Genomic DNA, 12375 nt, shown 5'->3' with positions numbered 1-12375 from the left:
TCCACAAATGCATGTTTTTTTATTTTTCGATCCAAACAAAGAAAATTCTAAAAAGTCAGTATAAACTAAAACAACAGCATTTTTACAGAAAAAGGAGGAATGATGGGATGATTATCGGCGTACCGAAAGAAATCAAAAACAATGAAAACCGTGTTGCCTTGACTCCCGGTGCAGCTTCTCAACTGATCGCGGCAGGACACCGCGTCATCATCGAAAAAGACGCGGGGGCTGGAAGCGGGTTTGAAAATGAAGATTACGTCTCAGTGGGAGCGGAGATCTCAGAACAGGCGAAAGCCGTCTGGGAAGCAGCTGATATGGTGATGAAAGTCAAAGAGCCGCTTCCTGAAGAATATCCGTATTTTAGAGAAGGGCTTATCTTGTTCACTTATCTGCATCTGGCCGCAGAGCCTTCCCTGGCTGAAGCATTAAAGCAAAAAGGCGTGACAGCCATTGCCTATGAAACGGTCAGCGACGGCCGCTCCCTTCCTTTACTGACGCCGATGTCAGAGGTAGCCGGGCGGATGGCCGCTCAAATCGGCGCCCAGTTCCTTGAAAAGCCGAAAGGCGGAAAAGGCATACTATTGGCCGGGGTACCAGGAGTCGCGCGCGGGAAAGTGACGATCATCGGCGGAGGCGTTGTCGGCACAAATGCGGCAAAAATCGCGGCGGGTCTGGGAGCCGACGTGACGATGATCGATTTAAGCGCGGAACGTCTGCGCCAGCTTGATGATCAATTCGGCAACCAAATCAAAACTTTGATGTCCAATCCGGTCAACATCGCTGATGCCGTCGCTGAAGCCGATCTCCTCATCTGCGCGGTGCTGATCCCGGGTGCCAAAGCGCCGACTTTGGTGACGGAAGAGATGGTCAAACAGATGAAACCGGGCTCGGTGATCGTTGACGTCGCAATCGATCAAGGCGGCATCGTCGAGACGGTGGATCACATCACAACCCACGACAATCCGACCTATGTCAAACACGGAATCGTCCATTACGCCGTTGCCAACATGCCCGGGGCCGTTCCGCGGACATCCACAGTCGCACTGACGAATGTAACGGTTCCGTACGCGCTTGAAATCGCAAATAAGGGCGCGGAAAAAGCGATACTTGAAAACCGTGCGCTAAAAGCCGGTGTAAACACAGCAAACGGCCATATCACTTATGAAGCCGTAGCCAGAGACTTAAACTATGATTACGTTCCGGCAGAGCTTGCGATCGAAAATTCGTCGTCAACCGCCGGTGCATAGCATCAAAAAGACAGAGCCTCGGGAAACAGCTCCGAGACTCTGTCTTTTTCTTTTATTCCGTTTTCCGCCGATCCTGAATCAATTTTGCGGTAATCACAGAAACAGGGATCGCCGCAAACAGAACGATTCTCCACAGCGTCCTGTCTGAGGCATCGCCGGCTGCGGCAAACAGCGGCAAAACCACCGCAGCTGTCAGCGCTAATAAAACAGCAAAAGCCTTTTTCTTGAATGATGCGATCAAAAGCCAAAAACATACGGTCAGCATGCAAAATATGAGCAGCTGTACGAAAAACATTTCATCCTCCCCCCGTTAATCAAAGCTGTACCTTTCTTCTTTCCAAGGATTTCCCCTCATATGGTACCCGTTTTTCTCCCAAAAGCCCGGATGGTTTACCTTTGTAAACTGAATGCCCCTCAGCCATTTGGCGCTTTTCCAAAAATACAGATGCGGCATGACCGCTCTGAGCGGAAAACCGTGCTCCGGTGTGAGCGGGGCGCCGTTGTGGGAATGAGCCAAAAGAGACGAATTCTTTAAGAAGTCTTCGAGCGGAACATTCGTCGTCCAGCCTTCCTCTGCATGCAAGATGACAAATTTGGCTTCGGGAAGCGGCTTTACTCTTTCAGCGATCTCCTTTGTTTTGATCCCTTCCCAGACATTATCGAGCCTGGACCAGCCTGTTACACAATGAATATCATTGGACACTTCGCTCTGCGGCATGTCATGCAGATCATTCAAAGACAGCAGGAGCGGCTGTTCGACAAGTCCGTAGACTTGCAAATTCCATTTTGAGAGGTCTTTGTATTCCGGAACATCGCCTGCATGAAGAACAGGAAAAGATGTCGTGACATTTTGGTTTGGAGGGACCCTGTCGGACTTGTGCGGTTTTGTTTTTCCAAAAAACACGAAAGAACCCCCTTTGTTAACTTTGTTTAAAAAGTGGTTGACAAACTATTTTACGATCTCTTACGATAAGGTTGTGTTGAATCACTGAGGAGGAACAAAGATCATGAATAAAAAGAAACTTCGCGCCGCTGATATGGCGCTTGTCGGAATGTTTGCCGCCCTCATGGGGATCGGCGCTAATATCACTTCGTTTGCCCCGTTTCTGCAAATCGGCGGTATTCCGCTTACGATGCAGCCTTTCTTCTGTCTGCTTGCCGGGCTTCTGCTCGGCCGCAAATTAGGTGCGCTGTCCATGATCGTTTATGCGTTAGTCGGCTTTGTAGGCGCTCCTGTATTCGCTTCTTTTTCAGGCGGTATTTCCGTTCTTTTCAAAGGAAGCGCCGGATTTATTCTATCCTACATTCCTGCCGCATATGCCGCGGGCTGGATCACGGACAAAGTATCAGAACCGAGAACAGGCCACTTTTTCACAGCTTCATTGATCGGTACACTAATCATTTATCTGATTGGCGTCAATTATACGTATCTCGCGTTTTCAACTTGGCTCAATACACCGTTGTCTTATTCAGCCGTTTGGAAGATGATGACCTGGTTCTTCGTGAAAGACTTGGCATTCTCCGTTCTGCTCGCCGCGCTCGCCTCAAAGGTTTTCCGGGCGGTTCAAAAAGGCGCAGGCTTCAGAAGAAACCCGACCTATTAATTAAGAGCAGGCGGTGCGGTTCTCTTTTTATTTTAACAAACATAGAAAAAAATTCCCCTCAAAGTGAGGGGAATTTTTTTAAAGAACAATCGCCGCGATCCAGCCAAACAAAATCAGCGGAATATTATAAAAGATGAATGTCGGAACACAAGTATCCCAAATGTGGTGGTGCTGTCCGTCTGCATTTAAGCCTGATGTCGGGCCAAGCGTGCTGTCGCTCGCAGGTGAACCGGCGTCCCCGAGAGCCGCCGCCGTCCCGATAATGGCGATGGTCGCCATCGGACTGAAGCCAAGCTGCATGCAAAGCGGCACAAATATCGTTGCGATAATCGGAATCGTCGCAAATGATGAACCAATCCCCATTGTGATCAATAAACCGACAATCAGCATCAGCAATGCGCCGATCACTTGATTATTGCTGATGAAACCTGTTGACGCTTCAACAAGAGCTTTGACATCGCCCGTTTTCTCAAGCACATTGGCAAAACCGGCGGCGGCCAGCATCACAAATCCGATAAACGCCATCATGTTCATGCCGTTTGTGATCAATTCGTCCGCTTCGCCGCGCTTCATCGCTCCGCTTAAAAACAAGACCGCCAAACCGCTGAGCGCGCCGAAGATCATTCCGTCGACGTCTAAACTTTGAGACAAATAAAGCTGTACGCTTAGTGATACAGCGATGGCCAAAGCGGCAATCGAAAGGCTTTTTTTCGTATAAGCCGCCGATTTTTGACCGGCGATTTCCTTCATTTTGTACGTGCGCGGTTTGCGGTATACAAAAGCAGCAGCAGCCAAACCGGCAATCATCCCGGCGATCGGGATGATCATGGCGATCGGAATATCAGCCAATGTGACCGAAAGGCCGGCATCTTTCATATTGTCTTTCAAAATCCCCTGGAAAATCTGACCGAAGCCGACGGGAAGCAAAACATACGGAGCTGTCAATCCGAATGTCATCGCACACGCAATCAGGCGGCGGTCCACTTGCAGCTCATTCAAAATTTTCAATAACGGCGGTATTAAAACAGGGATAAATGCGATATGAACCGGAACGATATTTTGAGACATACAAGAAATGATTAAAATCACGAAGACGATCAGCGCTTTTGAAAGGGTTTTGCGCCTTGTATCGCCTTCTTTGCCGATCAGCTTGACAGCAGCTTCAACCATGGCATCCGGAAGACCCGTTTTCGTCAAAGCGACCGCAAATGCGCCGAGGAGCGCGTAGCTGACAGCGACGGTTGCGTTCCCGCCGAGTCCTTCCGTGAATACGCTGACCGTCTGGCCGAGACCGAGACCGCCCGTCAGACCTCCTGCAAGAGCGCCCACAATCAAGGCAAGAACAACATTGACTCGCAGCAGGCTTAATATAAGCATGACAATAACAGCAATCACAACTGCATTCATATTTGAAACCTCCGAACAAACGCTTTAGTTTGCTAATGTAGTAGATAATTAAAGTAATGAACGTATATTACCACATGTTTTATGAATGCGTCAATGAGGCTCTTCTGTATTTTTCATAAAAAAAATCCCCTTCTGTCAAAGGGGATAAAAACCTACAATTGATCCGAAAACCGCTCGACAAACGTGACAAGCGTCCTTACCATCACGCCCGTTCCGCCTTTCGGTCCAAAGCATGAACTTTGAGATGTCGTTGCCGTTCCGGCGATGTCAAGGTGAACCCATGGCGTCCGCTCGGCGAATTCACCGAGGAACGTTCCGGCCATAATCGCATGGCCTTCCCTGCCCGGTGAATTGTTAAGGTCGGCCATTTGGCTGTTTTTTACTCTTTTTTTGTCTTTTTCTGTAATCGGAAGCTGCCAAATCGCTTCTCCCGCTTCTTCAGCCGCCTGTCTCACCTGCTGATAAAGCGGATCATGATTTGTCATCGCGCCTGTCGTTTCCGTTCCCAGAGCTACGACGACACCTCCGGTCAGTGTCGCGACATCGATCAACACGGAGGCTCCGTGGTGCTTTGCATATGTCAGTCCGTCAGCGAGCGCCAGCCTTCCTTCGGCGTCCGTATTCAAGATCTCAATCGTCTTGCCGCTCAAGGAAACGATAACATCGTCCGGCTTCATTGCGCTTCCCGAAATCATGTTATCAGTCGATGGGATCACGGCAAGCACGTTTTGTTCCGGCCTTAATTCACCGATCGCTTCCATCGCTCCCAAAACGCTGGCGGCTCCGCCCATATCTGACTTCATGCCGACAATGCCGCTCTTCGTCTTAATCGAATAGCCGCCGGTATCAAACGTGATCCCTTTGCCGACTAAACCGATGACATCATCCCATGCTTCCTTTCCCTGATATTTTAAGACGATCATTTTCGGCGGCTCTTCTGATCCTTGGTTGACCGCGAGGAGACCGCCCATCCCGAGCTCTTCCATTTCAGCCTTTTCGAGAATTTCACATTCAAATTCGTATTTTGCTGCCAATTCAGCGGCGTATGACGCGAGATCCGCCGCTGTCAGCATGTTCCCCGGCATGTTCACGAGGGTTCTCGCCGAATTCGTCGCATTTCCGTACACCTGCCCGACATGCAGACTCGCCTGAATTTCCTTCAGGTCATGGTCTGTCAAAACATAGACGCTTTGCAGGCATTGATCAGGTACATTTGCTCTGTGCTTGTAATCCTGCACTTCATAGCATGACAGCATGCACGATTCAGCCAATGCATGCGCGGCGTCAGCGGCTGGTACCTCTTCAGATACGAAGCTGTCGAGCATGACGGTTAACTCCTGCTTTCGATCTTTGTGAATCTGCTGAACAGCTTCGGCAAAGCACTGTTTCGCATCCTCGAAGGTAAATTCCGCTTCACGGCCCAATCCGACGATATAGATGCGTTTGACTCCCTGAAGGGAAGGGGTAAATATTTTAGACACTTTCGTTTTTTTGGAAGATACATCCCCGTCTTTCAGCAGCTGAGAAAGCTGGCCGTCCAAAAGGCGGTCGATTTCTTCCGCCTTCCCGTACAGCTGGCTTTTTTTAAACAGTCCGATTAAAAGCGTTTCTTTTTTTTCGAAGTCTTTAAAGGCATAAAACATGCGTTCACAGCTCCTTATCAGCAAAGTGAGTAAAATTGAAACAACAATGTTATAATAGGAAAAACATTTTTTCCCGATGGGGTTTCATATTATATATTTTAGCAAATAACTGAGTGCTTTTTTGAATTCATCTCTATTTTCTTTATAGAAAGGATGTTCTGCAAAATGGAAATCCTCACAAACTTTCCTTTACTGGCGAGCTTTGCCGCGATCTTTTTCGCTCAGTTTATCAAGGTGCCCATTTACTTTGTCGTCTCGAAAAAATGGGATTGGCGGCTCGTCACAAGCACTGGCGGAATGCCGAGCTCACACTCAGCAGCCGTTACGGCGCTTTCAACCGGCGTGGCTCTTGATCACGGGATGGATTCTTCTTTGTTCGCCGTTTCCGCAATATTTGCCGTTATTACGATGTTTGATGCAACCGGAGTGAGAAGACATGCCGGAGAACAAGCAACAGTGATCAACCGGCTTGTCCGCGATTTTAACCGCTTTGTCAACGAAGCGAAAGATTTCCCTAAAAGCCATCAGGAAGAAAAACAGAAGAAGCTGAAGGAACTGCTCGGCCATCAGCCGATTGAAGTTTTTTTCGGCGGTTTGACCGGCATTGCCCTGACGCTGCTTCTCGATTACTTATTGATGTAGAGCAAAAAAACGTTTAAGACGCACAGGTCTTAAACGTTTTTTCTTATTCTTTCGCCATTTTATATTTTTGTCTGAATACTTGCATCGATTTATTTTCATTCAGTTTCAGGAGATCCTCTTCGGTAATGGTGCCGTTTCCTTTTTTAATGACATACACATCAAGTGTTTTTTTGCCCCACTCTTTATAAACATCTTCAACCGTCTCATAGTACAAATCAAGCCGGTTCCCTTTGATGGCTGATCCGGTGTCCGCAACAACGCCATAGCCGTAGTCCGGTATGAACAATATCGTGCCGATCGGAAAGACCGACGGGTCGGCAGCAACGGTTGAATATAAATCTCTTTTAACTTTGACTCCCGAATATGTAATCCCGTAATCTGGATGATGAGGCTGTTTTCCCGTCGATTCCGCCCCTGCTGTATATCCGGTCGCGGTGACTTTTTGCTTCGGATACTTGGTCCAGTCAAAGGCATCTTCAAGCGATTTCGGTTTGTTTTTAATTTGTTCTGCGGCAGACAGAGACGTTTTTTCCGCTTTTTCTTTCGGAAGTGATTTAAAGGTGAGCATCAGCTGTTTCAAGGACAAATCGCGTTCTTTCGCCCAGCTGGATATGTCCTGTGCTTCCACGCCTGAAACGGCAAAGAAGGTCGTCATAAAAGCAAAGACAAACAAAACTGTCATCAAGAAACGCCGGAACATTGTCATCACTTTTCTCAAATCTTCCACTCCTCTCACCATCTAGTTGTTTCCAAGCGGAAACAGAAATATTCAGATGGCGGAAAAATTTTAAGAAAAGTGAAAAAATTAAATTCAAAAAACCCTCTCCCTTGAAGAAGAAGGCTTAAAACATTTGATATCCCCTTTTTCGCAACGCTTTAATCGTAACACCCGACAACAGGGCTCCGGCCATTCCGCTGGCTAAAATGATGATATCGGCAGCTCCCAATGAAGCCACTCTGTCAAAAAGGCCGGAAAATGCCTCTCCCGGCGCCTCTACATAGCGAATCAGCTTTTCTTTATTCACAATGAAAAGGCATACAATTGGATAAATGACAGCCATGATCCATGACATCCTGAGCAGCATATTCAGCAGAAAACCGATGCCGAAAAACAGGACGAAAAATAAGACAACTGAAATGATGACAACTGGTAAACTAATCAAAGCCTCCACCCCCAATTCACCTCTTTTAGTGTACATTGGGGAAGGAACTTGAGTCAATCATTGGAAAGCGGCGATCAGCGGTCTTTTCCCGTTCCCTTGCAGTTGTTGCACGTTTCCGAACCACCGAGCAGAAGCTGAAAATAGCCTTTTCCCGAACAAAATGTACAGGTTGATTCAAGGCGATGGGTTGATGTCGTCTTCATTAGATACTCACCTTTTTCTTAATTTTCTGATAATATATCATGAACATTGTCAATAATAAAGTCAGAAAATATAACAGATCATTTGATGTAAGCGCTTAAAAGCTAAGCTTTCTTCCTTTTTCTTTCGTTTTTGAAGTTTTTAACCCCGAATAAAAAGCCCGCAGCTTCCGCTGCAGGCTTCGATTCCGCTTAGAAAAATTTAAACTTTCCTTTTTTCAGAACAAGTCCCGGCCCGCCGATCAGGAACAGCGAGCGGTTGTCGATAATTTTTTTCATCATGGACGCCGTCGTTCCCGTCATCTTTCTCCCGAATGCGACGCCGATTGCATCATGTTCGCCGAGAGAAGCGACAGAGCCTTTATTATCGAATGAGAACGTTTCCGTTTCTTTGCCGTGAATCAGTGCGGCCAAATTGTTTGCGCACGTTTCGCCCTGCTGCATGGAAATCTGCGCAGTCGGCGGATAAGGCCTTTCGGTTTCTTCATTTATGATCAGCGAGCAGTCTCCGATTACAAATATATCATCATGGCCTTCAACGCGCAGATCAGGTTTTACCTTCACACGGCCGCGCATGTTTTCAAAGCCTGATTCTTCTATGATCGGGTTGCCGCGGACACCTGCGGCCCATACGACAGTGCCTGCTTTGATTTCTTCGGTCTGATCGTCTTTTCCACAGATGATTCCGTCAGGCGTGCATTCTTTCACAGCCGTGCCGATTTTGAATTCAACGCCTTTTCCTTCAAGGTAGTTGACCGCATAATCGACAAGCTCAGGATCAAAGCCCGGGAGAACGGACGGCGCGGCTTCCACGCATATTAAACGAACCTGCTGACGGTCGATATCGTATTCGCGGCACAGCTCAGGAATGCGGTTGCCCAATTCGCCCAAAAATTCAATGCCGGTAAAACCCGCTCCTCCGACAACGATCGTCAGGCGTTCCGGGCGCTTCTCGGCTTCTGTGTTATACGTCGCAAACTGATATTCAATGTGCTCGCGAAGCTGCCGGGACGAGTTGATGTTTGAAATGGAGAAAGCATACTCTTTCAATCCAGAAATTCCGAAAGTTTCAGGGACGGCCCCCAGCGCTACGACAAGATAGTCGTAACTAAGCTCGCCGGTTTCAAGGACGACTTTCTTTCCTTCTTTATCGATTTTCTTTACCGTATCCTGAACGAAATTGACACGGGATGTATTGATGACGTCTTTAATCTGATAGCGGCATCTGTCATGATGAAGTGTACCTGCGCTCGCTTCGTGCATCCAGGTTGTCTCATAATGATAATTGTGCTTGTTGACAAGCGTAACATCCGCTTCATTGACGCCGATTTTTTTAACAAGTCTCGTAACGGTCATTAATCCACCATAACCTGCACCTAATACTACTACTTTTGGCTTATTCAACGGAATCACATCCACCTTTTCTGTATTTTACTGCTAAGCCGGATTAAAAATAGCCTTTGGGTTATCTTCTGCCGGCTTCAGGCTTTTTATGAAAAAAAGTTTGTGAAACCCTTCACTTTAATTTGCCGAACAACGGAATGTTTTTCGGCTGTGCGTCGAAAAATATTCACGAATCTTTAACAAAATGTTCACAACTACATCATAGCCGCTCGCTTTTGCTTTTTCAAGGTTAAATATGCTCGGGCGGCAGACTTTAGATCAGACGGTAATATTTTCCGATCTTAAAAAAACAGACGCGCTCGTATTTATTTTATGTGATATGATATAATTAAGAACAATTTTCATTTAGGGGGCATTATTTTCATGCGTGAAGACTCAAAAGTATATGACATTACAATTATCGGGGGCGGCCCTGTCGGCTTGTTTACCGCATTTTACGGCGGAATGCGGCAAGCGAGCGTCAAAATTATCGAAAGCCTGCCGCAGCTAGGCGGTCAGCTGTCCGCTTTGTATCCCGAAAAATACATATACGATGTAGCCGGGTTCCCTAAAATCCGCGCTCAGGAGCTGGTCGACAATTTGAAAGAGCAAATGGCGAAATTTGATCAGACCGTTTGTCTGGAACAAGCTGTCGAAAGCGTTGAAAAACAAGCAGACGGCATTTTCAAGCTCGTCACCAACAAAGAAATCCACTATTCTAAAACGGTGATTATTACTGCCGGAAACGGAGCATTCCAGCCGAGAAAGCTCGAGCTTGAATCTGCGGCTCAATACGAGAATGCAAACCTTCATTACTTTATAGATGATCTGAATCAATTTGCGGGCAAACGCGTTGCGGTGTTGGGCGGCGGCGACTCTGCCGTCGACTGGGCGCTCATGCTGGAACCGATCGCTAAAGAGGTGTCAATTATTCATCGCCGCGATAAATTCCGCGCACATGAACACAGCGTCGAAAACCTGCACAATTCAAAAGTCAATGTGCTGACACCGTTTGTTCCGACCGAACTGATCGGCGCCGAGCGGATTGAACAGATCGTCATCGAGGAAGTGAAAGGCGAGAGAAAAGAAATCATCGATGTCGACGATGTGATCGTCAACTTCGGCTTTGTTTCATCTCTCGGACCAATCAAAAACTGGGGGCTTGAAATCCAGAAAAATTCGATCGTCGTCAAGTCCACAATGGAAACGAACATCGAGGGATTCTATGCAGCCGGCGACATCTGCACATACGAAGGAAAAGTCAAGCTGATTGCCAGCGGATTTGGAGAAGCACCGACCGCTGTCAACAATGCAAAAGCTTACATGGATCCTAAAGCGCGCGTACAGCCGCTGCACTCTACAAGCATGTTTGAAAACAAATAAAAATGAAAAGGAGCCTGACACCGGCTCCTTTTCATTATATGATATTCAAATATGAGAAGATCGTTCCCAAAATCAGCACAATCGTTAAGATACCGACCACTCCCGCCGCAGTCAAGACAATCCGGTCCGTAATTTTCTGTGCTTTTGGAAGCGGTTTTTCGCAGCCGCATGCTTCACAGACTTTTGAATCGTAAGGCGTAAGCCCGCCGCAGCTTCTGCAGTTGATTTTTTCCATGGTTGAACCCCTTTTCTTTACTGGGCTTGGACTCTAAATAAACCTGTCCAGTATAGAATAACAAATTGACGAATAGAATGTCTTAAGATTCACAAAATATTCTTAAATGAACTCCAAAAAACCCTTGTTAGGAAGTGACGATATGTCTTACTACAACAATCGCAATCAAGAGCCTTTGCCAAAGGAAGATATCAGTACGTGGGAATGTACCGCTGAGGACTGCAACGGATGGATGAGAAAAAATTTCACGAGCAGCGATCGCCCTCTATGCCCTCTGTGCAACAAGGAAATGGTAAGCGGAAGCCGCTATATCACCTCAATCACCAACAACACGAGCAATCTCAACCGAATCTTTAACCAGAAATAAACACGATTGTTCCGGAAGCCCCGTTGCAAAAACCTTGCTCAGCACTTGAGCGGGGTGGCTGCATTGCTTCCTTCCGGCATTTCCCGAGCGAAGCGGAAAACAGATTATGTTAAATCTTTTACCAAAAGAATCTCATCCCGAATCGGTATGCCGTTATCAGCGGTAAAGGGAATTTCAGGCTTTACTTTTCTTGCTTCTTCAACTGCGTTTACATACAGCTCGGCCATTGTATAGCCTCTCTTTTGATAAAACATAAACGCCCGCATATTATCGTTCGTCGTGATCAGTTTAATCGATTGACACTGTTTTCGCTTTGCAGCACGTTCCACTTCGTTTAAAAGGAGTGAGCCGATCCCTTTGTTTTCGGCAATACTGTCCAAGGAGACGACTTCACATTCGTTTCCGGCGATGAAGTACGTAATCAGGCCTTTTATATCGCCTTTTTCATCTGTCACAGCGAATCCTTCCAATTCATCGCAGCGGAATGTTCCGTGTGAATTGACCATGTCCGGACTTCCCCAATGCTTATGAAAAAACGCGGTAACGTCCGCTTTTGACAAGCCGAGCGTTGATACGAGTTTCATTTCTTTCCCCCCAGATCATAATAAAACGCCTTTTCGTCACGATGATGCATCGCAATGAAAGGCGTTTTTCTCATTCCATATCGTTGACCTGATGCCAATATGTCAGCACTCTTCAGGCTTCCCTGCATTCACTGCGGTTCTGAATGATGATCCGCAGCCGCATGAAGCGATGGCATTTGGATTATCGATGGTGAAGCCTCCGCCCATCATCGATTGTTTAAAATCAATGACCGTACCGTTCATAATATCCAGGCTTTCTTGATCTACAAGCACTGTGATTCCATGCTGGACGAATTCATTGTCGTCTTCGTTTTTTTCGTGTTCAAAACCCATGCCGTATGACAGACCGCTGCATCCGCCGCCTTTTACTCCGATTCTCAAGAATGCGTTCTCCTCTTCATGCTCTTTCATCATATCCTTGATATGAAGAGCAGCCGCTTCCGTGACCGTAACTGTTTTTTCGCTCATAACATCACACCTCCTAAAAGCTCATGTGTACTTTATTATAAAGTCGCAC

16 protein-coding genes are annotated in these 12375 nt (G+C 46.9%); 5 read left to right on the top strand and 11 right to left on the bottom strand.

From position 1 onward, the window contains the following. The first annotated feature begins 107 nt into the window (after window positions 1–107). A complete protein-coding gene (gene ald, locus M1D90_RS04650; protein WP_025809761.1) occupies window positions 108–1247 on the top strand; it encodes an alanine dehydrogenase in 1140 nt (379 codons plus the stop codon). A 52-nt stretch (window positions 1248–1299) separates the two neighbouring features. On the opposite strand, the gene M1D90_RS04645 is transcribed toward ald, so the two are convergent. Further along, on the bottom strand, window positions 1300–1542 hold the full coding sequence (locus M1D90_RS04645; protein ID WP_025809763.1) for a hypothetical protein: 243 nt from the start codon (window positions 1540–1542) through the stop codon (window positions 1300–1302). A 15-nt stretch (window positions 1543–1557) separates the two neighbouring features. After that, entirely contained in the window at window positions 1558–2151 is a 594-nt protein-coding gene (locus M1D90_RS04640) for a sulfite oxidase-like oxidoreductase (protein ID WP_025809765.1), read from the bottom strand. A 103-nt stretch (window positions 2152–2254) separates the two neighbouring features. On the opposite strand from M1D90_RS04640, the gene M1D90_RS04635 reads away from it, so the two are divergent. Further along, window positions 2255–2851 carry a biotin transporter BioY gene (locus M1D90_RS04635; RefSeq protein ID WP_020452815.1) on the top strand — a complete coding sequence of 199 codons (597 nt, stop codon included), beginning with the start codon at window positions 2255–2257 and terminating at the stop codon, window positions 2849–2851. 78 nt (window positions 2852–2929) lie between these two features. Here M1D90_RS04635 and M1D90_RS04630 read toward each other — a convergent pair whose 3' ends face one another. Then, window positions 2930–4258 carry a Na+/H+ antiporter family protein gene (locus tag M1D90_RS04630; protein WP_456283169.1) on the bottom strand — a complete coding sequence of 443 codons (1329 nt, stop codon included), beginning with the start codon at window positions 4256–4258 and terminating at the stop codon, window positions 2930–2932. A 152-nt stretch (window positions 4259–4410) separates the two neighbouring features. Next, a complete protein-coding gene (locus M1D90_RS04625) occupies window positions 4411–5901 on the bottom strand; it encodes a leucyl aminopeptidase (protein WP_020452817.1) in 1491 nt (496 codons plus the stop codon). A 165-nt stretch (window positions 5902–6066) separates the two neighbouring features. Here M1D90_RS04625 and M1D90_RS04620 point away from each other — a divergent pair, with 165 nt between their 5' ends. Next, complete coding sequence (locus tag M1D90_RS04620) at window positions 6067–6543, top strand: divergent PAP2 family protein (protein WP_003184918.1); 477 nt, start codon at window positions 6067–6069, stop codon at window positions 6541–6543. Between the two features lie 43 nt (window positions 6544–6586). On the opposite strand, the gene M1D90_RS04615 is transcribed toward M1D90_RS04620, so the two are convergent. From M1D90_RS04615 to M1D90_RS04600, 4 genes are all read right to left on the bottom strand, one after another. Continuing rightward, window positions 6587–7252, bottom strand: a complete 666-nt coding sequence (locus M1D90_RS04615) for a 3D domain-containing protein (protein ID WP_023856175.1) — start codon at window positions 7250–7252, stop codon at window positions 6587–6589. A gap of 133 nt (window positions 7253–7385) precedes the next feature. Beyond that, the gene (locus M1D90_RS04610) at window positions 7386–7706 is read right to left on the bottom strand and encodes a YuiB family protein (protein ID WP_025809770.1); all 321 of its coding nucleotides are present in this window, start codon (window positions 7704–7706) and stop codon (window positions 7386–7388) included. 74 nt (window positions 7707–7780) lie between these two features. Then, the gene (locus M1D90_RS04605; protein WP_033155022.1) at window positions 7781–7909 is read right to left on the bottom strand and encodes a YuiA family protein; all 129 of its coding nucleotides are present in this window, start codon (window positions 7907–7909) and stop codon (window positions 7781–7783) included. A 189-nt stretch (window positions 7910–8098) separates the two neighbouring features. Then, window positions 8099–9316 (bottom strand): NAD(P)/FAD-dependent oxidoreductase, encoded by a 1218-nt coding sequence (locus M1D90_RS04600; protein WP_026580067.1) that lies wholly within the window; start codon window positions 9314–9316, stop codon window positions 8099–8101. A 357-nt stretch (window positions 9317–9673) separates the two neighbouring features. Here M1D90_RS04600 and yumC point away from each other — a divergent pair, with 357 nt between their 5' ends. Further along, window positions 9674–10672: a ferredoxin--NADP reductase 2 gene (yumC, locus tag M1D90_RS04595; protein ID WP_035337619.1), complete on the top strand. Its 999-nt coding sequence runs from the start codon at window positions 9674–9676 to the stop codon at window positions 10670–10672. Window positions 10673–10706: 34 nt separating this feature from the next. Here yumC and M1D90_RS04590 read toward each other — a convergent pair whose 3' ends face one another. Beyond that, window positions 10707–10907 (bottom strand): hypothetical protein, encoded by a 201-nt coding sequence (locus M1D90_RS04590; RefSeq protein WP_020452822.1) that lies wholly within the window; start codon window positions 10905–10907, stop codon window positions 10707–10709. A 142-nt stretch (window positions 10908–11049) separates the two neighbouring features. Here M1D90_RS04590 and M1D90_RS04585 point away from each other — a divergent pair, with 142 nt between their 5' ends. Beyond that, on the top strand, window positions 11050–11274 hold the full coding sequence (locus M1D90_RS04585; RefSeq protein ID WP_020452823.1) for a cold-shock protein: 225 nt from the start codon (window positions 11050–11052) through the stop codon (window positions 11272–11274). Window positions 11275–11378: 104 nt separating this feature from the next. Here the strand turns inward: M1D90_RS04585 and M1D90_RS04580 are convergent, their stop codons facing one another. Together M1D90_RS04580 and M1D90_RS04575 are read right to left on the bottom strand one after the other, a co-directional pair. Then, the gene (locus tag M1D90_RS04580) at window positions 11379–11858 is read right to left on the bottom strand and encodes a GNAT family N-acetyltransferase (protein ID WP_025809776.1); all 480 of its coding nucleotides are present in this window, start codon (window positions 11856–11858) and stop codon (window positions 11379–11381) included. Window positions 11859–11960: 102 nt separating this feature from the next. Continuing rightward, a complete protein-coding gene (locus tag M1D90_RS04575; protein ID WP_020452825.1) occupies window positions 11961–12326 on the bottom strand; it encodes a HesB/IscA family protein in 366 nt (121 codons plus the stop codon). Between the last annotated feature and the right edge of the window lie 49 nt (window positions 12327–12375).

Source organism: Bacillus sp. JZ34 (assembly GCF_053903205.1).
This window is presented reverse-complemented; position numbering and strand designations above follow the sequence as displayed.